Origin of the sequence: Mycobacterium novum (genome assembly GCF_010726505.1) — a bacterium.
GTDB lineage: Bacteria > Actinomycetota > Actinomycetes > Mycobacteriales > Mycobacteriaceae > Mycobacterium > Mycobacterium algericum.
This window is the reverse complement of the sequence record NZ_AP022562.1, coordinates 1828110-1847099: the sequence shown is the minus strand read 5'-3', so window position 1 is coordinate 1847099 and position 18990 is coordinate 1828110. Positions and strand designations below refer to the sequence as shown.

Here is an 18990-nt window from a genome sequence, read left to right as displayed (position 1 = left end):
CCGGGCCTTCTCGTACGACCCGTTCGACCCGGCCGTGATGGCCGACCCACTGCCGTACTATCGCGTGCTGCGCGATCACCACCCGGTGTACTACGTGCCCAAGTGGGATCTGTTCGCGCTCTCGCGATTCGACGACATCTGGGATGTGCTGGCGGTCAGTGACGGTACCTTCGTCGCCTCCGAGGGAACGCTGCCGGCAGCCAGCGTGCTGGCACAGCACAACAGCGGACCCGTCCCCGATCCGCCGCTGCACCCGCTGCCGTTTCACGCCGTCTTCGACAAGCCGATCTACGACGACATCCGCCGGCTGCAGTCACCGGCGTTTCGGCCCAGGTCGGTAGCCGACTGGACCGAGCGGATCCGCGTGCTGGCCAATCAGCGGCTCGACGAGCTGCTGCCGCAGGGCCGGTTCGACCTGACCTGTGACTACGGCGGAATCGTGGTGGCCCAAGTGGTCTGCGAGCTGCTGGGCGTCCCGCTCGAGCTGGCCGGCGAGGTGCTCGCGGCGGTGAACGCCGGCAGCCTCGCGCAGGCCGGCGCCGGGGTGGATACGGCTGCGGCCCGACCCAACTACCTGGAGTACCTGATCCCGGCCGTGCAGCGCCGGCGTGCCGAGCAGGGTGCGAGCGGGCTGCCGATCGTCGACGGCATGCTGGCCTACCGGCTGCCGGACGGGCGCGCACTCGACGACGTCGAAGCGGCGACCCAACTGCTGTGCATCTTCATCGGCGGTACCGAGACGGTGCCCAAAATCGTCGCGCACGGGCTGTGGGAGCTGGTCCGCCGGCCCGACCAGCTCGCCGCCGTGCGCGCCGACCCGGCGGCGGTGGAGCTCGCCCGCGAGGAGATGATCCGCTATTGCGCGCCGGCGCAATGGTTCGCGAGGACCGCCCGGAAGCCGTTCACCGTGCACGACACCACCATCGCACCGGGGCAGCGCATCATCACGCTGCTGGCCTCGGCCAGCCGCGACGAGCGACAATACCCCGATCCCGACGAATTCCGGTGGGACCGGCCCATCAAACGCTCGCTGGCGTTCGGCCGCGGACAGCACTTCTGCATCGGCTACCACCTGGCCCGCCTCGAGGTGACCGTCCTGGTGCAGGAGTGGCTGCGCCGGGTGCCGGAGTTCCGCATCGTCGAGGACGGTGCGACCAGGCTGCCGTCGAGTTTCCAGTGGGGCTGGAACACCATTCCGGTGGAGGTCTGACGCATGTGGGTCCACCGGCTGGTCGCGCCGTACGAATTCGAGCGTATCGAGGTCCCCGACCTCACCGAGCAACAGCTCGGCGACGGACAGGTGCTGCTGTCCTTCGTCGCCGCCGGGGTGTGCGGCAGCGACCTGCCCGCCTTCCGCGGCGCGCAGGGCAGGCTGCCCGGTGACAGCGGCGCCAGCGCGGCGGAGAAGAACGGCTTCCCGATCCACGAGATCGTCGGGGACGTCCTCGCCAGCCGGCACCCGCGGCACCGCCCCGGCGACCGTGTCGTCGGGTGGGCCTCCGGCTTCGACGGCCTGATGCAGCGGGTGATCAGTGACGGCGACGGACTCGCCGGTTTCGACCCGACGCTGACGCCGGCCGAAGCGGTGGGCCTGCAGCCGCTGGCGTGCGTGCTCTACGCCATTGAAGCCGTTGCGCAGCGCACCGAGCTGGCCGGCCGCCATGTGGCGGTGCTCGGCCAGGGGTCGATCGGCCTGCTGTTCAGCGCGGTCGCCAAGGCGGCCGGCGCCCGGCGGGTCACCGGTGTGGACCCGGTCGACCGGCGAGCGGTCGCCGCCGGCTTCGGCGTCGACACCGCCGTGCAGGCCACCAGTGACCGCTGGGTGCACCATCTGGACCCCGCGGACCGGCCGGAGATCGTGATCGAGGCGGTCGGCCACCAGGTCGCCACCTTGAGCCACGCCATCGAGGCCGTCGCGCCCGGCGGCACCGTTTTCTACTTTGGTGTGCCTGACGACGACAGTTACCCGATCAGCATGCGCACCATGCTGCGCAACAACCTGACGTTGATCTCCGGCGTGACGCGCGACCGCGGGCGGATGCTGGAGGCTGCAGGCAAGTTCGCTGCCGAGCATCCCGAGCTGCTGAAGAACTACCTCACCCATGTGTTCGGCTGCGATGACGCGCAGGCCGCCTTCGAGTTGGCGATCCGGCCGGTGCCGGACCGGGTCAAGATCGCGATCGTCGCATGACCTCGGCGCTGCGCACCGCGCTGGACCACCGGGCACCGCTGTGGGGCGGCTGGATCACCGGGCCGACGGTGCTGGGCCCGGAGGAATTCGCCCGGGCGGGCTACGACTATGTGGGGTTCGACGCCCAGCACAGCTACCTCGATGATGCGGAGATCGCAGGCATGCTGCGGCACACCGAGCACTTGCCGATCGCCACCGCGGTGCGGTTGCCGAACGCGGACGCCGCGCCGATCGGCCGGGTGCTCGATGCCGGCGCCGACGCGGTCATCATCGCGATGATCGAGACCGCCGAGCAGGCGGCGGCCGCGGTGGCTGCCGCGCAGTATCCACCGACCGGCGTCCGCAGCTTCGGTCCGCTGCGGTCGGGACTGGGACGTGACCTGACTGCCCTGGTGTCTCGGGCGGACGTATTCGCGATGATCGAAACCGCCGCCGCGCTGGCCGACGTGGAGCGGATCTGCGCGGTACCCGGGCTGGCCGGCATCTACGTCGGGCCCGCCGACCTGGCGATCTCGCTGGGCGTGGACGTGGCCCGGGCCACCACCGACCCCGGCATGCGGGAAGCGATGACACAGATTCAGCACGCGGCGTCGGCCGCCGGTGTGATCGCCGCCGTTCACGGCGGATCCGGTGTGGCGGGACGTCGGCTGGCCGCGCTGGGCTATCAGATGATCACCCTGGCAGCCGAATCCCAGGCGTTACGGTGCGGAGCGCTCGAGCACCTCAACGAGGCCAGGGGCAGCCACTGATGAAACGAGCACCCGTTGCCCTGGTCACCGGCGCCGCCCGCGGGCAGGGCCGGGCGATCGTGGAACGACTGCGCGCCGACGGGTTCGCCGTCGCCGCCTGTGACATCGACGGAGCCGGGCTGGACGCGGTGGTCACCGCGCTGGGTAACGACGCGGTGATCGGCATTCCGCTGGACGTGACCTCCCGGTCGCAGTGGGACGTCGCGGTGGCGACCACCGTGCAGCGGTTCGGGTCGCTGACCGCACTGATCAACAACGCGGGCGTACTGCACCGGGCGGCGATCGCCGACGAAACGCAGGACGGCTTCGAAAACGCCTGGCGGGTGAACTGTCTCGGTCCCTTTCTCGGAATCCAGGCGGCGCTGGAGCAGCTGCGCCGGGCCGACGGCGCCGCCGTGGTGAACACCTGCAGCACCGGCGCGATCCGGCCCTTCCCACAACACAGCGCCTACGGAGCGTCGAAGTGGGCGCTGCGTGGGCTCACCCAGACCGCGGCCGCCGAACTCGCAACGGCCGGAATCCGGGTCAACGCGGTCTTCCCCGGACCGATCGCCACCCCGATGCTCGACGACACCACCCAGCAGCGGCTGGCCGCGGTCTCGGCGACCGGCCGACTCGGTGAGCCGGGGGAGGTGGCCGACGCGGTGGCGTTCCTGGTCTCCGACGCGGCGTCGTTCATCACCGGCGCCGAACTCGTGGTGGACGGCGGCCAATGCCTACAGATCCGATGAGCAGACCGCGGCCGCTGTCGGTCGGCATCATCGGCGCCGGACCCGGCGGGCTGGCGCTGGGAATCCTGCTGCGGCGGGCGGGTTTCACCGATTTCACCATCTTCGACCGTGAGGACGGCGTCGGCGGCACCTGGCGGATCAACACCTATCCGGGCCTGGCCTGCGACGTCAAATCCCACCTGTACTCCTACTCCTTCGAGCTGAACCCGCACTGGTCGCGGCAGTGGTCCAAGCAACCGGAGATCCTGGCCTACTTCGAACGCTGCGCCGCCGACCACGGTCTCGGGCCGCACCTGAAGCTGCGGACCGAGATCCGCTCCGCGGCCTGGGAGGCCGACCGTCGGCAGTGGCGCCTGACCACCGCCGACGGCACCGAGCACCGCTACGACATCGTGGTCTCGGCGGTCGGCCTGTTCACCCAGCCGGTGCTGCCCGATCTCACCGAAGAGCAGCCGTTCACCGGCACCGTGATGCACTCGGCGCGCTGGGATCACTCGGTGCGACTCGCCGGCTCTCGGATCGCCGTGCTCGGAACCGGTTCCACCGCGGCACAGTTGGTGCCGGAATTGGCCGACGTCGCCGCGAAGGTCTATTCGGTGCAGCGGTCGCCGACCTGGATCCTGCCCAAACCCGATCGCAGCTACACCCCGCGGGAGCACTGGGTGTTCACCCGCATCCCGTTGGCCAAGCGGCTGTATCGAATGCGCCTGTGGCTGCGCAGCGAGGCGAACATCTCGGTGATCGAGAACGGCAGCGACAAGACGGCTGAGTTCACCGCCACCGCGCGGCGACTATTGGAGACCAACGTCACCGATCAGCGGTTGCGAGCCGCGCTGACCCCCGATCACCCGCTGGGCTGCAAACGGCTGGTCTTCTCCTCGGACTACCTGCCCGCGTTGGGCCGGCCCAACGTCGAGGTGGTGACCAGCCCGGCCAAGGCGCTGCGGTCGCACTCTTTGGTCACCGAGGACGGCACCGAGTGCGAGGTGGACGTGGTGGTCTGCGCCACCGGATATGCCGCCGCGGACTATCTCGGTCAGATCGAGGTGACCGGCGAGGACGGCGTGACGCTGCAGCAGGCGTGGCGCGACGGGCCGCGCGCCTACCTGGGCATGGCGATGCCCGGTTTCCCCAACTTCTTCATGCTGTATGGACCTAATACCAACGTCGGCTCCAACAGCGTCATCTTCGTGCTGGAAGCCCAGGCGCGCTACGTCGTCCGGGTGCTCAAGCACCTGCGGCGCACCGGCAAGACCTACGTCGCGGTGCGGCCCGCCGCGCTGGCCGCCTTCATCGCCAAGATCGACCGATGGATGCAGGGCACGGTGTGGACGACGCGATGCAGCAACTATTTCCGGGCCGCCAACGGCCGGGTGGTCACCCAGTGGCCGCGTAGCGCCGGCGCCTTCTGGGCGATGACCCGCCGCTTCCGGGCCCGCGACTTCACTTTTGGACCCAGGGTCAGTCGAACGTGATGACCTGGCGCACCGCGCCGCCGTCGGCCAACCGGTCCATCGCCTCGTTGATGTCGTCGAGGGCGATGGTAGACGACACCAGTTGTTGCACCGGGAGCTTGCCGGCGCGCCACAGTGCGACGAACCTCGGGATGTCACGGGCCGGCACCGCCGAGCCGAGATAGCTGCCGATCAGCGACCGGCCCTCGGCGACCAGGCCCAACGGGGACACGCTGATCCGGGCATCCGGCGGGGGCAGGCCGACGGTGATGGTGCGTCCGCCCGGGGCGGTCAGTTCGATCGCGGTCTGCAGGGCGGCAGGATGGCCGACCGCCTCGATCACCATCGGCGCCCGCACGCCGGCGTCGAGCGCCTGCTGTGGTGTGTAGGTGCGCTGCACCCCCAGCCCGCTGGCCGCGGCGAGCTTTTCCGGGAGCTGGTCGATGGCGATCACATCGACACCGTCGTGCGCCAGCACGGTCAGCACCGCCGCCATGCCGACGCCGCCGAGCCCGACCACCACCACGGTCTGGCCGGCCGCCGGACGGGCCACGTTGATCACCGCGCCGCCGCCGGTCAGCACCGCGCACCCCAGCAGCGCCGCCACCGATGGCGGCACATCGTCAGGCACCGGCACGGCACTGGTCGCGCTGACCACCGCGTGGGTGGCGAAACCGGAGACCCCGAGGTGGTGGTGGACCGGCTGACCGGCGCGGCGCAATCGGATGTCGCCGCCGAGCAGGGTGCCGGCGCCGTTGGCCGCGCTGCCGGGCTCACACGGGGTCAGCCCGCCGGTGGCGCACGCCGGGCACTGCCCGCAGCGCGGCAGAAACGTCAGCACCACCCGCTGCCCGACCGCGATGCCGCCGATGGCGGGGCCCGCGCCGACCGCCTCGACGATTCCGGCCGCTTCGTGGCCGAGCAGCATCGGCACCGGGCGCACCCGGTTGCCGTCGACCACCGACAGGTCGGAGTGACAGACCCCGGCGGCCTCCACCCGGACCAGCAGTTCGCCGGGGCCGGGCGGAGCCAGGTCCAGCCCGGACACCGCGAGCGGCCGTGACCGGGCGTAGGGCCGTGGCGCCCCGATCCGCTCCAGCACCGCGCCGCGGATGGCAACCATGTTGAAATACAACCATGAGTTCCGCGGTACCGCCCGCCCCGGAAGGGTTGACCAGCCGGGACTTTCCGGTGCATTGGCCGGTGCTGACCCGCTGGGCCGACAACGACATGTTCGGCCACCTCAACAACGCGGTGTACTACCAATTCTTCGACACCGCGATCAACGGCTGGATCGCGGCCAACGTGGCAGATCTCGACCCGGTCGCCATGCCGGAACTCGGTGTGGTGGCCGAGTCGGGCTGCCGCTTCCTAAGCGAGCTGGGCTTCCCGGACCGGCTCGCGGTCGGGCTGGCGGTCACCCGGCTGGGGCGCAGCAGCGTCACCTACCGGCTCGCGGTGTTCCGCGTCGACGATGACGCAGGCCCCGGGCCGCTCGCCGCGCTGGGGCACTGGGTGCATGTCTACGTCGACCGCGTCAGCCGACGGCCGGTGCCGATCCCCGATGGCATCCGCGCACTGCTGGCCACCGCGCAGGTGTAGCGGCACGCTATTCGGGGCTGGTTATGCTCGGCGGATGCCGCTCGTGAGCAAGACCGTCGAAGTCGCCGCCGACGCCGCCACGATCATGGGGATCGTCGCCGACTTCGAGGCGTACCCGCAGTGGAACGACGAGGTCAAAGGGATCTGGGTGCTGGCCCGCTACGACGACGGCCGGCCCAGCCAGCTACGGCTGGACGCGTCGTACTCCGGTTTCGACGGCACCTTCATCCAGGCCGTGTACTACCCGAGTGGCACGCAGATCCAGACCGTGCTCCAGCAGGGCGACCTGTTCAGCAAGCAGGAGCAGTTGTTCTCGGTGGTCGAGATCGGGCCCACCACGTTGCTCACCGTCGACATGGACATCGAGACGGAGATGTCGGTGCCCAAGCCGATGCTCAAGAAGGCCTTCAACAACGCCCTGGATTACTTGGCCGACAATCTCAAACGCCGCGCCGAGCAACTGGCTGCGGGTTAGTCTCAGCGTCAATCGCAGCGGGTCGGCGCCGCTGGTCCGGTGTCGGACGCAGCGGGTCGACGCAGCGTCGTCGTCACGAAGCGGGAGAGCCGATTGACCCATCCAACAACCGATCCCGCCGAACAGCCCTACCGCGCCCGACGGGCGAACTGGGTCAACCAGCTGGAACGGCATGCGCTGATGCAACCGGACGCCCCGGCGCTGCGGTTCGCAGGCCAGACCACCACGTGGGCACAGTTGCGGAAGAGGGTCACCGCGCTGGCCGATGCGCTAAGCCGCCGCGGGATCGGCTTCGGCGACCGGGTGGTGATTCTGATGCTCAACCGGACCGAATTCGTCGAGGCGGTGCTGGCCGCCAACATGCTGGGCGCGATCGCCGTCCCGGTGAACTTCCGGCTCACCCCACCGGAGCTCGCCTTCCTGGTCACCGACTGCGAGGCGCGGGTGCTGATCACCGAGACGGCGCTGGTGCCGGTGGTCGTCGCCGTGCGCGAGTTGACCGGCCTGCTGGACGCCGTGGTGGTGGCTGGTGCGCCGTCCGACAGCGCGGCAGGTCTGATCGGCTACGAAGACCTGATCAACGAGACCGGCGAGCCGCACGCGCCGGTGGACATTCCCAACGACTCGCCGGCCCTGATCATGTACACCTCGGGAACCACCGGCCACCCCAAGGGCGCGGTGCTCACCCACACCAACCTGGTCGGCCAGACCATGACCGCACTGCACACCGCGGGCACCGGCACGAACGACGTGGCCTTCATCGGGGTGCCGTTCTTCCACATCGCCGGTGTCGGCAACCTGCTGCCCGGCATGTGGCTGGGCATCCCGACCGTGATCAACCCGCTCGGCGCCTTCGACGCCGGCCAACTGCTCGACGTGCTGGCCGCCGAGCAGGTCACCGGCATCTTCCTGGTGCCCGCGCAATGGCAGGCCGTCTGCGCCGAGCAGCAGGCCAACCCGCGCGATATCCGGTTGCGGACCATGTCATGGGGGGCGGCGCCGGCCTCGGATGCGCTGCTGCGACAGATGGCCGAGACCTTCCCCGGCACCAAGATCCTGGCGGCATTCGGGCAGACCGAGATGTCGCCGGTGACGTGCATCTTGCTCGGCGAGGACGCCGTGCGGAAGCTCGGGTCGGTCGGCACCGTGATCCCGACCGTCACCGCCCGCGTCGTCGACGAGGACATGAACGACGTCCCCGTCGGTGAGGTCGGTGAGATCGTCTACCGGGCACCGACCCTGATGAGCGGTTACTGGAACAATCCCGAAGCCACCGCCGAGGCCTTCGCGGGCGGATGGTTCCACTCCGGGGATCTGGTCCGGATGGACGCCGAGGGCTACGTCTGGGTGGTCGACCGCAAGAAGGACATGATCATCTCCGGCGGCGAGAACGTGTACTGCGCCGAAGTGGAGAACGTCCTGGCCGGTCACCCCGACATCGCCGAGGTCGCCGTGATCGGCCGCGCGCACGAGCAGTGGGGCGAGGTGCCGATCGCGGTCGCCGCCGTCAACCGGGCCGATCTGCTGCTGGCCGACCTCGACGGCTACCTCACCGAGCGACTGGCGCGCTATAAGCACCCCAAAGGGTTGGAGATCGTCGACGCGCTGCCGCGTAACCCGGCAGGCAAGGTGCTCAAGACCGAACTGCGGAGCCGCTATGGTGCGGCCCGGGAATCCGAGTCGGTCACCGCCGCAACCGATACCGCACAGAACGCCGACGCTTGAGGTGGCGGCACATTACTGTCCGGTAGGAAACTGCGGACGTTGGAACGAATCGATCTCCTTCTCACGCAGTCATCAGGTATGGTCCGATGGTCGCCAACGGCACGTTGGGGCGCTATGGTGACGCGGGTCTCGGAGAGAACTTGGACGGATGGAGAGAGCCTGTGCGACGCGATCCCGTGCTGCGTCGTGACGCGGAGGCTCCAGTGAGGGGGGTGTTGTGACGGCTCCGGCGCGTCCCCGCCTGGTCGATTTCGCCCGCGATCGTGTGATGCCGCCGCTGGTGATGGTCGGCGGGTTTTTCCGGATGTGCGCGCTGACCGCCCGGGCACTGTTCATGCCGCCGTTCCAGTGGCGCGAGACCCTCCAGCAGGGCTGGTTCATCACCAGCGTCGCCCTCGTGCCGACCGTCGCCGTCGCGATCCCGCTGACGGTGCTGCTGGTCTTCACCCTCAATATCCTGTTGGCCCAGTTCGGAGCTGCCGACGTCTCGGGCGCCGGCGCCGGCATCGCAGCGGTCACCCAGCTGGGCCCGCTGGTCACCGTGCTGGTGGTCGCCGGCGCGGGTTCGACCGCTATCTGCGCCGACCTGGGCGCTCGCACCATCCGCGAGGAGATCGACGCGATGGAGGTGCTCGGCATCGACCCGATCCATCGCCTGGTGGTGCCGCGGGTGATCGCCGCGACCGTCGTCGCCCTGCTGCTCAACGCTCTGGTCATCGTCATCGGCCTGGCGGGCGGTTTCCTGTTCGGCGTGTACCTGCAGAATGTCTCCGGCGGCGCCTACCTGTCGACGCTGACATTGCTGACCGGGCTACCCGAGGTGATCATCTCCACGGTCAAGGCCAGCGTCTTCGGACTTATCGCAGGCTTGGTTGGTTGTTATCGAGGTCTTACTGTTCGCGGCGGTTCCAAAGGGCTGGGGACGGCCGTGAACGAGACGGTGGTGCTGTGCGTGATCGCGCTCTTCGCGGTGAACGTCGTGCTGACCACCATCGGCGTGAAGTTCGGAACGGGGACCTGAGAGATGTCGACATCAGCAGTGGTGCGCGCCCGGTTTCCCGGGCTGATCGCGAACTATCACCGTTACGTCGGAGCGGCCGGACGTTCGCTCGACAAGAGCGGCCAGATGGGCTGGTTCTTCCTGACCGCCATTCGGCAGATCCCGTGGGCGCTGCGTAGATACCGCCGGGAGTCGCTGCGGCTGATCGCCGAGCTGGGGATGGGCACCGGCGCCATGGCCGTCATCGGCGGCACCGTGGCGATCATCGGCTTCGTGATGCTGGCCGGTGGCTCGCTGATCGCGATCCAGGGGTTCACCTCGCTCGGCAATATCGGGGTGGAGACCTACACCGGTTTCGCCGCGGCACTGGTCAACGTCCGCGTGGTCGGCCCGGTCAACGCCGGCATCGCCCTGGCCGCGACCGTGGGCGCCGGAGCCACCGCCGAACTCGGCGCGATGCGGATCAGCGAAGAGATCGACGCGCTGGAGGTGATGGGGATCAACTCCATCTCCTACCTGGTGTCCACCCGCGTGGTGGCCGGCTTCACGGTGATCATCCCGCTGTACGCGCTGGCGCTGATCATGGCGTTCGCCTCGCCGCAGATCGTCACCACGCTGTTCTTCGGACAGTCGTCGGGGACCTACGACCACTACTTCCGGACCTTCCTACGGGCCGACGACGTGTTCTGGTCGTTCATGGAGACCATCCTGATCGCGGTGATCGTCATGATCACCCACTGTTACTACGGCTTCAATGCCAGTGGTGGCCCGGTCGGTGTCGGCGAGGCGGTCGGCCGATCGATGCGACTGTCGCTGATCTCGGTGCCGACGGTCGTGTTGTTCGCCGCGTTGGCGCTCTACGGCGTCGACCCCAACTTCAACCTGACGATGTGATGACGATGGCAACCGGGAGAGAGAACAAGTCGCAGACCCCGCCCTACCGGGTCGCGGGCGTGGTGACCGCGGCGGTCCTGCTGCTCATCACCGGATTGGTCTACGGCCAGTTCCGCGGGGCGTTCATCAAGACGACGTCGCTGACCATGGTGGCGCCGCGTGCCGGCCTGGTGATGGACCCGGGCGGTCCGGTGACCTACAACGGCGTGCAGATCGGGCGGGTGTCGGCCATCGCGCCGACGGAGTTCGAAGAGAAGCCGGCGGCCAAGTTCACCCTCGACGTGGACCCGAAATACATCAAACTGATCCCGTCCAACGTCGAGGCCAACATCATGGCGACCACGTTGTTCGGCAACAAGTACGTGTCGCTGACCGCGCCGGACAACCCGACGACGGAGCGCATCAGCACCAAGCACATCATCGCGACGTCGGTGACCACCGAACTCAACACGCTGTTCGAGACGGTGACCAAGCTCTCCGAGAGCGTCGACCCGGTCAAACTGAACCTCACGCTGCACGCCGCCGCGGAGGCATTGACCGGCCTCGGGGACAAGTTCGGTGAATCCCTGGTCAACGGGAACGCGATCCTCGACGACGTCAACGCGCGGATGCCCTACTTCCGGCGCGACCTCAAGGGCTTCGCGACTCTCGGGGACGTCTACGCCGCCGGTGCGCCGGACCTGGTCGGCTTCCTGGAGCATTCGCCCACCACGGTGAAGACGATCACCACTCAGCAGAAACAACTGGACGCCGCGCTGTTGGCCGCGGCCGGCGTGGGCAACCTCGGCGCGGACATCACCGACCGGTTCGGCCCGTACCTGCGGGCGCAGTTCTCCGACCTGGTTCCGGTGTCGGCGCTGCTCGACGAGTACAGCCCGGAACTGTTCTGCGCCATCCGCAACCTCGCCGAGGGCGCGCCCAAGGTGTACAACTTCCTCGGCGGTGGCGACGGTTACGCGCTGGACACCGTCAGTGAGCTGGTCAGCCCGGCCAACCCCTACATCTACCCGGACAACCTGCCGCGCTACAACGCCCGCGGCGGACCCGGCGGGGCGCCCGGCTGTTGGCAGGAGATCACCCACGATTTCTGGCCGGCGCCGTACCTGGTGGCCGACACCGGAGTCAGCCAGGCACCCTACAACCACTTCGAATCCGGATCGCCCACGGCCATCGATTACGTCTGGGGCCGCCAAGTCGGGGAAAACACGATCAACCCATGAACATCACCAGGACTGCAGTCAAACTCGGCGTCGTCGGATCGGTGCTGCTGCTCTTCACGATCGGGCTGGTCGTGGTATTCGGGCAGATCCGGTTCGACCGGACGTCGCGCTACTCCGCGGAGTTCAGCAACGCCAGCGGCCTGCGCCAGGGCCAGTTCGTCCGTGCCTCCGGGGTGGAGATCGGCAAGGTCAAAAACGTGCACCTGGTCGACGGCGGCCGCCGCGTGGTGGTCGACTTCGACGTCGACCGCTCGCTGCCGCTGTACCAGTCGACCACCGCGCAGATCCGCTACGACGACCTCATCGGCAACCGGTATTTGGAGCTCAAGCGAGGCGACGGCGAGGGCGCCGACCAGCGCCTGCCCGCCGGCGGGTTCATTCCGGCCTCGCGCACCCAGCCCGCCCTCGACCTCGATGCGCTGATCGGTGGATTCAAACCGGTGTTCCGGGCGCTCGACCCGGACAAGATCAACACCATCGCCTCGTCGATCGTCACGGTGTTCCAGGGCCAGGGCGGCACCATCAACGACATCCTGCAGCAGACCGCGCAGCTGACCGCGCACATCGCCGACCGGGACGCCGCGATCGGCGAGGTGGTCAAGAACCTCAACACGGTGCTGGACACCGCGGTTCGGCACCGCCAGACGTTCGACGAGACCGTCGACAACTTCGACAAGCTGGTCAAGGGCCTCAACGACCACCGCACCGGTCTGGCCTTCGGCACCGCCGAATTCGGTAACGCCGCCGGCAACCTGGCCGACCTGCTGGCCGACAACCGCCCGCAGCTGCACAGCATCTTCCCGGTCGCGGGCCCCGAGCCACCGGACCGCATGGCCGATGTCGAGGGATTGTTGGAGCGGATCCCGCAGGCGCTGAAGCTCATCGGGCGGACCGGCGTCTACGGCGACTTCTTCAACTTCTACATCTGTGACGCCACTATCAAGCTTCCGGGTCTGCAGCCCGGCGGACCGGTTCGCAACGTCCGGCTCTGGCAGCAGCCGACCGGGAGGTGCACACCGCAGTGAGGACTCTGGAACCGCCCAACCGGGCACGGATCGGGGTGATCGGCATCATCACGGTCGCCTTGGTGACCTTGGTGGGGCAGACCTTCACCACGGTGCCGATGCTGTTCGCCGAGCCGAGCTACTTCGGCGAGCTCTCCGACACCGGCGGGCTCACCGCCGGGGACAAGGTCCGCATCTCGGGTGTGGATGTCGGCAAGGTCCAGGACCTGTCCATCGACGGCGATCACGTCCTGGTCCGGTTCTCCGTCGGCGCCAACCCGATCGGGACGGACAGCCTCATCGGGGTGAAGACCGACACCATCCTGGGCCGCAAGGTATTGGCCATCGACCCCAAGGGCGAAAAGAAGTTGTCGCCGCAGGGAGTGCTGCCGCTGGGGCAGAGCACCACGCCCTATCAGCTCTACGACGCGGTCTTCGACGTCACCAAGGCCGCGGCCGGCTGGGACATCGACACCGTCAAGCGGTCCCTGAAGGTGCTCTCGGAGACGGTCAGCGAGACCGCCCCCGATCTGAGTGCGGCGTTGGACGGCGTTGCCAAGTTCTCCGACACCATCGGCAAGCGCGACGACGAGATCACCCATCTGCTGGCCCAGGCCAACAAGATCGCCGCGGTGATGGGCGACCGCAGCGGCCAGATCGACGCGGTGCTGCGCAACACCCAGACCCTGCTGGGCGCGTTCAACCAGCGTAGTCAGGCCATCTCGGCGTTGCTGGGCAACATCGCCTACTTCGGCGAACAGGTGCAGGGCCTGGTCAGGGACAACCCGAACCTGGATCTGCGCCACGTGTTCGTCGAGGCCCAGAACATCACCGACATGCTGGTGCGCCGCCAGGACAACCTGCGCGAGATGTTCACGATCCTGGGCCGCTACCTGACGATCGTCAACGACGCGATCGCCTCGGGACCGTACTTCAAGGTCTCGGCGCTCAACGTGATCCCGTTCTGGATTCTGCAGCCGTGGGTCGACGCCGCGTTCAAGAAGCGCGGCATCTCGCCGGAGGAGTTCTGGCGCAACGCGGGCCTGCCGGAGTTCCGCTACCCCGACCCCAACGGGACCCGGTTCGCCAACGGCGCACCGCCGCCCGCACCGCAGGTGATCGAGGGCACGCCGGAGCACCCCGGACCGGCCGTGGCACCGGGATCGCCGTGCTCCTACGCGCCGGCAGCCGGCCTGTTCCCGACCCCGGGCAACCCGTTGCCCTGCGCGAACCTGGACCCGAACGCGGGACCGTTCGGTCCGAGCGGACCGTACCCGGGCCCGACCGATGTGCTGGTCTCGCCGCCGAACCCGGACGGGTTGCCGTCGACGCCGGGCATTCCGATCGCCGGCCGGCCCGGCGAGACCCCGCCGGTGGTGCCGGGCACCCCGGTACCGATGCCCGACGCCAATCCGGGAGCGCGCTCCGAGCCGCTGGGCCCGATGCCCGGACCGGCTCCGGCCAACCCGGGTGCGGCGCCCCCGCCGGCGCCCAGGGCACCCGGTCCGGCCGCACCGCCGGGACCGGGCGACCAACTGCCGGCGCCGTTCATCGCTCCCGGTGAAGGCGGAAACAGTCAGCCAGGTGGCGGCGGCGGCTCGCTGGAAGGGAGGTAGCCGGACGTGAGTACCGCTTTCGACATTCGCAACGTGCGTCTGCCCCAGATGTCGCGTGCCACGATCATCGTGGGTTCGGCGCTGCTGGTGCTGGCGTTGGTGGCCGGCTTCGGCGGTCTGCAGCTGTTCCGCAAGCTCAACAGCACCACGGTCGTCGCCTACTTCCCGTCGACCGACGCGCTGTACGCCGGCGACGCCGTCCAGATCATGGGTGTGCGGGTGGGCGCGATCGACAAGATCGAACCGGCCGGCGACAAGATGAAGGTCACGCTGCACTTCAACAACAAGTACAAGGTGCCGGCCGACGCCAAGGCGATCATCTTGAACCCGACCCTGGTGGCATCACGCACCATTCAGCTGGAGCCGCCCTACCGCGGCGGCCCGGTGCTGGCCAACAAGGCAGTCATCCCCGAAGAACGCACCGAGGTGCCGGTCGAGTGGGACACGCTGCGCAACGACGTCACCAACATCATCACCAAGCTGGGCCCGACCAAGGAGCAGCCCAAGGGGCCGATCGGCGAGGCGATCGAGACCTTCGCCGACAGCCTGGCCGGCAAGGGCGAGCAGATCAACACGACGTTCAGCAGCCTCTCGGATGCGCTGACCGCGTTGAACAAGGGCCGCGGCGACTTCTACGCCGTCACGCGCAGCCTGGCGCTGTTCGTGCGGGCGCTGGACCACAACGACCAGCAGTTCGTTCAGCTCAACCGGGATCTGGCGACGTTCAGCAACAACCTGACCACCACCGATCAGGAACTCGCAAAGGCCTCCGACCAGTTCTACGCCACCATGACGATCGTCCGGGCGTTTCTGAACCAGAACCAGGAACCGCTGGTCAAGACCATCGACAACATGGCCGAGGTGTCGACGGCCCTCACCCAGCCGGACCCGCTGGAAGGCCTGGAGACCGCACTGCACGTGCTGCCGAACGTGTTGGCCGGCGCGGGCGAGATCTACCACCCCGCGCAGGGCGCCGTCACCGGCTTCCCGGTGCTGCCGAACTTCGCCAACCCGATGCAGTTCATCTGTAGCGCGATCCAGGCCGGCAGCCGGCTGGGCTACCAGGACTCGGCCGAACTGTGCGCCGAGTATCTGGCTCCCGTGGCCGACGCCATCAAGTTCAACTACCTGCCGTTCGGTATCAACATCTGGACCAGCGCCTACACCACGCCCAAGCAGATCGCGTACTCCGAGCCGCGGCTGCAGCCGCCGCCGGGATACAAGGACACCACCGTGCCGGGCATCTGGGTGCCGGACACCCCGCTGTCGCACAAGAACTCGCAGCCGGGCTGGATCACCGCACCCGGAATGCAGGGTGTGGAGCCCGGCCACGACACCGCGCGGCTGTTGACACCCGAGTCGCTGGCGCAGTTGATGGGCGGCCCGGACCCGGCGCCGATCGAGTCCCAGTATCAGACCCCGCCCGGCCCGCCGAACGCCTACGACGAGGCTCCCGGCCCGCTGCCGTTCGTCGGCCTGCCGCCGGGACAGCAGCCGATACCGCCGCCCCCGCCCGGACCCAACGTGATCCCGGGGCCGGTGGCACCGCTTCCCCCGCGAGGTCAAGGCTGATGAGACGGAGAAGAGCTATGAAGACCGTCAGCCGGCGCTCCTGGCAGGCCCTGGTGCTGCTGATGGTGGCGCTGACGCTGACCTCGTGTCGGGATTGGCGGGGTATCGCCAATGTTCCGCTTCCGGGCGGGCCCGGCAGCGGCCCCGGCTCCTACACCGTCTATGTGCAGGTGCCGGACACCTTGGCGCTCAACGGCAACAGCCGGGTGCTGGTCGCCGACGTGTTCGTCGGCGCGGTCGACCAGATCGAGTTGAAGAACTGGGTCGCCACGCTGAAGCTCAAGCTCAACAAGGACGTTCACCTGCCGCGGAACGCCACCGCGAAGATCGGGCAGACCAGCCTGCTGGGATCGCAGCACATCGAGCTGGCGGCGCCGCCGGACCCGGTGGGCGAGCTCAAGGACGGCGACACGATCGGGCTGAACAACTCGACATCGTTCCCGACCATCGAGCGGACCCTCGCCGGTATCTCGCTGCTGCTGCACCGCGGCGGGTTGTCCGACCTGGAGACCATCACCACCGAGTTCGACGCGATCATGGGTGGCCGGGCCGAACAGATCCGGGCGTTCCTGGACAAATTGGACACGTTCATCGGTTCCCTCAACGACCAGCGTGACGACATCACGCACGCCATCGACTCCACCAACCGGCTGCTGGGCTACTTCAGCGAGCACAACGACGCCATCGACCGGGTGCTGACCGACTTCCCGCCGCTGTTCAAGTACTTCAACGCCCAGCAGGCGATCTTCATCAACGCCATCGACGGGCTCGGTCAGATGGGCCGGGCGACCAACGAACAGATCGCGCCGGTCCGGGGCGACCTCAACAAGGTGCTGACGTCGATGCAGTGTCCCGCGCGGGAACTCCGCAAGGCGTCACCGTACATACCGGACCTGCTGCAGGTCATGATCACCGCGCCGTACCACGTCGACGGTGCCTTCAAGGCGGTGCGAGGCGACTTCATCAACTCCTCGCTGGTCGTGGACCTGACGTTCGCCTCGATCGACAACGCGATCCTGACCGGCACCGGGTTCTCGGGGATGCTGCGCGCGCTCGAACAGTCCTTCGGCCACGACCCCGAGAAGATGATCCCGGACGTCCGGTACACGCCGAACCCCGCCACCGCGCCCGGCGGTCCGTATGTGGAAAGGGCTGACCGGAATTGCTGACAGCGCAGATCAAACGGCAGCTGATGATCTTCAGCGTGCTGACCGTCGCCGCCCTGGCGGTGCTGGGCGTGTACTACCTGCGCCTGCCGAGCCTTGCCGGCCTGGGCCAGTACACCCTCAAGGCGAACCTGCCCGAGGCGGGCGGTCTGTACAAGACCGCCAACGTCACCTACCGCGGCACCATCATCGGCCGGGTCACCGGAGTCGAGCCGACCGAGACCGGCGCGCAGGCCACGATGCAGATCTCCGACAAGTACAAGATCCCGGTCGACGCGACCGCGAATGTGCACTCGGTGTCGGCGATCGGTGAGCAGTACCTGGACCTGGTGTCCACGGGCAACCCGGACCAATACCTCAAACGGGGCCAGACGATCACCAAGGGCACTGTGCCGTCGGCGATCGGGCCGGCGCTGGACGCCGCCAACCGCGGGCTGGCCGCGTTGCCGACGGGCAAGATCACCGAGGTGCTCGACGAGACCGCAACGGCTGTCGGCGGTTTGGGGCCCTCGCTGCAGCGACTGGTCGACGCGACGCAGGCGATCGTCGCCGACCTCAAGGAGAACCTCGGCGACGTCGACGACATCATCGAGAAGTCGGCGCCGATCATCGAGAGCCAGGTCCAGTCGGGCGACGCCATCCACCAGTGGGCGCGCAACCTCAACATCCTCAGCGCTCAGGCCGCGAGCCGTGACGAGACGGTGAAGCACATCCTGACCGACCTGCCGCCGCTGGTTGAGCAGGTGCACAGTGTGTTCACCCAGTCCAAGGACAGCCTGCCGCAGATGATGGCGAACATGTCGATCCTGACCGAGATGGGCAAGCGCTACAACCGCAACACCGAGCAGGTGTTGGTGTTCTTGCCGCAGGCCGGGTCCATCGTGCAGACGGTCAGCTCGACCTTCCCGGGACGCGCATCGCTGGACGTGGCGCTCGGCGCGTTCCCGGGCCCGATCTTCCCGGTGCCCATCCCGGGCCTGAGCCTGGGTTATCCGCCGCCGTGCCTGACCGGCTACCTGCCGGCATCCGAATGGCGGGCCTTCGCCGACACCAGCCCCGCCGACCTGCCGGACGTGTCCTGCCGGATCCCGCAGGACACCCCGTCGAATAACGTGCGCGGCGTGCGCAACATCCCGTGTGTCGACGTGCCGGGCAAGCGGGCCGCGACGCCGAAGGAATGCCGCAGCGACAAGCCCTACGTGCCGCTGGGGACCAACCCCTGGTACGGCGACCCGAACCAGATCCGCAACTGCCCGGCGCTCGGTGCGCGCTGTGACCAGCCGGTCGAACCGGGCCACGTGATCCCGGCGCCGTCGATCAACACCGGCCTGAACCCGCTGCCTGCGAATATGGTGCCACCGACGCCGCCGCCGGCCAACGACCCGCTGACCCGGCCCGGCACCGGTACCGTGCAGTGCAACGGGCAGCAACCCAACCCCTGCATCTACACGCCCGGCGGGGGGCCCGCTGCAATCTACAATCCACAGAGTGGCCAGGCGGTGGGGCCGGACGGCGTCGAATACTCCGTCGAGAACTCGACCAACATAGGAGACGACGCATGGAAGGGGATGCTGGCACCGTTCCAGTGAGC

At 68.4% G+C, this 18990-nt stretch carries 17 protein-coding genes; 16 read left to right on the top strand and 1 reads right to left on the bottom strand.

All coding sequences use genetic code 11. The features are described 5' to 3' along the window. Window positions 1–37 precede the first annotated feature (37 nt). From G6N19_RS08520 to G6N19_RS08500, 5 genes are read left to right on the top strand one after another with little or no spacing between them, the layout of a single operon-like run. Window positions 38–1210 (top strand): cytochrome P450, encoded by a 1173-nt coding sequence (locus G6N19_RS08520; protein ID WP_193466342.1) that lies wholly within the window; start codon window positions 38–40, stop codon window positions 1208–1210. 3 nt (window positions 1211–1213) lie between these two features. Continuing rightward, window positions 1214–2191 (top strand): zinc-binding dehydrogenase, encoded by a 978-nt coding sequence (locus G6N19_RS08515; protein ID WP_193466137.1) that lies wholly within the window; start codon window positions 1214–1216, stop codon window positions 2189–2191. Beyond that, window positions 2188–2940 (top strand): HpcH/HpaI aldolase family protein, encoded by a 753-nt coding sequence (locus tag G6N19_RS08510; RefSeq protein WP_013827057.1) that lies wholly within the window; start codon window positions 2188–2190, stop codon window positions 2938–2940. Before G6N19_RS08515 ends, G6N19_RS08510 begins: the two co-directional genes overlap by 4 nt. Continuing rightward, a complete protein-coding gene (locus tag G6N19_RS08505) occupies window positions 2940–3671 on the top strand; it encodes an SDR family NAD(P)-dependent oxidoreductase (RefSeq protein ID WP_013827058.1) in 732 nt (243 codons plus the stop codon). Before G6N19_RS08510 ends, G6N19_RS08505 begins: the two co-directional genes overlap by 1 nt. Further along, window positions 3653–5146, top strand: a complete 1494-nt coding sequence (locus tag G6N19_RS08500; protein WP_013827059.1) for a flavin-containing monooxygenase — start codon at window positions 3653–3655, stop codon at window positions 5144–5146. Before G6N19_RS08505 ends, G6N19_RS08500 begins: the two co-directional genes overlap by 19 nt. Here the strand turns inward: G6N19_RS08500 and G6N19_RS08495 are convergent. Further along, a complete protein-coding gene (locus tag G6N19_RS08495) occupies window positions 5133–6248 on the bottom strand; it encodes an alcohol dehydrogenase catalytic domain-containing protein (protein ID WP_013827060.1) in 1116 nt (371 codons plus the stop codon). The two genes, G6N19_RS08500 and G6N19_RS08495, sit on opposite strands and share 14 nt — an antisense overlap. 14 nt (window positions 6249–6262) lie before the next feature. On the opposite strand from G6N19_RS08495, the gene G6N19_RS08490 reads away from it, so the two are divergent. The 11 genes from G6N19_RS08490 to G6N19_RS08440 all read left to right on the top strand — a co-directional run bounded on the left by G6N19_RS08490 (window position 6263) and on the right by G6N19_RS08440 (window position 18988). Then, window positions 6263–6727 (top strand): acyl-CoA thioesterase, encoded by a 465-nt coding sequence (locus G6N19_RS08490; RefSeq protein WP_013827061.1) that lies wholly within the window; start codon window positions 6263–6265, stop codon window positions 6725–6727. 34 nt (window positions 6728–6761) lie between these two features. Beyond that, on the top strand, window positions 6762–7202 hold the full coding sequence (locus tag G6N19_RS08485; RefSeq protein WP_041316664.1) for an SRPBCC family protein: 441 nt from the start codon (window positions 6762–6764) through the stop codon (window positions 7200–7202). 93 nt (window positions 7203–7295) lie between these two features. Continuing rightward, a complete protein-coding gene (gene fadD5 / locus G6N19_RS08480; RefSeq protein ID WP_193466136.1) occupies window positions 7296–8927 on the top strand; it encodes a fatty-acid--CoA ligase FadD5 in 1632 nt (543 codons plus the stop codon). Between the two features lie 268 nt (window positions 8928–9195). Next, window positions 9196–9948, top strand: a complete 753-nt coding sequence (locus G6N19_RS08475; protein WP_085975688.1) for an MlaE family ABC transporter permease — start codon at window positions 9196–9198, stop codon at window positions 9946–9948. A 3-nt stretch (window positions 9949–9951) separates the two neighbouring features. Beyond that, window positions 9952–10821 carry an ABC transporter permease gene (locus G6N19_RS08470; protein WP_041316666.1) on the top strand — a complete coding sequence of 290 codons (870 nt, stop codon included), beginning with the start codon at window positions 9952–9954 and terminating at the stop codon, window positions 10819–10821. A 5-nt stretch (window positions 10822–10826) separates the two neighbouring features. Continuing rightward, complete coding sequence (locus tag G6N19_RS08465) at window positions 10827–12041, top strand: MCE family protein (protein WP_269473693.1); 1215 nt, start codon at window positions 10827–10829, stop codon at window positions 12039–12041. Beyond that, the gene (locus G6N19_RS08460) at window positions 12038–13066 is read left to right on the top strand and encodes an MCE family protein (protein WP_193466135.1); all 1029 of its coding nucleotides are present in this window, start codon (window positions 12038–12040) and stop codon (window positions 13064–13066) included. The genes G6N19_RS08465 and G6N19_RS08460 overlap by 4 nt, the downstream gene beginning before the upstream one ends. Further along, window positions 13063–14661, top strand: a complete 1599-nt coding sequence (locus G6N19_RS08455; RefSeq protein ID WP_041316671.1) for an MCE family protein — start codon at window positions 13063–13065, stop codon at window positions 14659–14661. Before G6N19_RS08460 ends, G6N19_RS08455 begins: the two co-directional genes overlap by 4 nt. Before the next feature lie 6 nt (window positions 14662–14667). Next, window positions 14668–16233: a virulence factor Mce family protein gene (locus G6N19_RS08450; RefSeq protein ID WP_013827069.1), complete on the top strand. Its 1566-nt coding sequence runs from the start codon at window positions 14668–14670 to the stop codon at window positions 16231–16233. Between the two features lie 17 nt (window positions 16234–16250). Further along, window positions 16251–17402 carry an MCE family protein gene (locus G6N19_RS08445; protein ID WP_193466134.1) on the top strand — a complete coding sequence of 384 codons (1152 nt, stop codon included), beginning with the start codon at window positions 16251–16253 and terminating at the stop codon, window positions 17400–17402. After that, a complete protein-coding gene (locus G6N19_RS08440; RefSeq protein ID WP_013827071.1) occupies window positions 17396–18988 on the top strand; it encodes an MCE family protein in 1593 nt (530 codons plus the stop codon). Before G6N19_RS08445 ends, G6N19_RS08440 begins: the two co-directional genes overlap by 7 nt. Window positions 18989–18990 lie beyond the last annotated feature (2 nt).

Bases quoted from the DNA above. Each gene is read 5' to 3' on its own strand.
- G6N19_RS08500 (WP_013827059.1), top strand. From the start codon at position 3,653: ATGCCTACAGATCCGATGAGCAGACCGCGGCCGCTGTCGGTCGGCATC.
- G6N19_RS08520 (WP_193466342.1), top strand. From the start codon at position 38: ATGGCCGACCCACTGCCGTACTATCGCGTGCTGCGCGATCACCACCCG.
- G6N19_RS08490 (WP_013827061.1), top strand. From the start codon at position 6,263: ATGAGTTCCGCGGTACCGCCCGCCCCGGAAGGGTTGACCAGCCGGGAC.
- G6N19_RS08510 (WP_013827057.1), top strand. From the start codon at position 2,188: ATGACCTCGGCGCTGCGCACCGCGCTGGACCACCGGGCACCGCTGTGG.
- G6N19_RS08485 (WP_041316664.1), top strand. From the start codon at position 6,762: ATGCCGCTCGTGAGCAAGACCGTCGAAGTCGCCGCCGACGCCGCCACG.
- G6N19_RS08475 (WP_085975688.1), top strand. From the start codon at position 9,196: ATGCCGCCGCTGGTGATGGTCGGCGGGTTTTTCCGGATGTGCGCGCTG.
- G6N19_RS08495 (WP_013827060.1), bottom strand. From the start codon at position 6,248: ATGGTTGCCATCCGCGGCGCGGTGCTGGAGCGGATCGGGGCGCCACGG.
- G6N19_RS08460 (WP_193466135.1), top strand. From the start codon at position 12,038: ATGAACATCACCAGGACTGCAGTCAAACTCGGCGTCGTCGGATCGGTG.
- G6N19_RS08470 (WP_041316666.1), top strand. From the start codon at position 9,952: ATGTCGACATCAGCAGTGGTGCGCGCCCGGTTTCCCGGGCTGATCGCG.
- G6N19_RS08445 (WP_193466134.1), top strand. From the start codon at position 16,251: ATGAAGACCGTCAGCCGGCGCTCCTGGCAGGCCCTGGTGCTGCTGATG.
- G6N19_RS08515 (WP_193466137.1), top strand. From the start codon at position 1,214: ATGTGGGTCCACCGGCTGGTCGCGCCGTACGAATTCGAGCGTATCGAG.
- G6N19_RS08465 (WP_269473693.1), top strand. From the start codon at position 10,827: ATGGCAACCGGGAGAGAGAACAAGTCGCAGACCCCGCCCTACCGGGTC.
- G6N19_RS08505 (WP_013827058.1), top strand. From the start codon at position 2,940: ATGAAACGAGCACCCGTTGCCCTGGTCACCGGCGCCGCCCGCGGGCAG.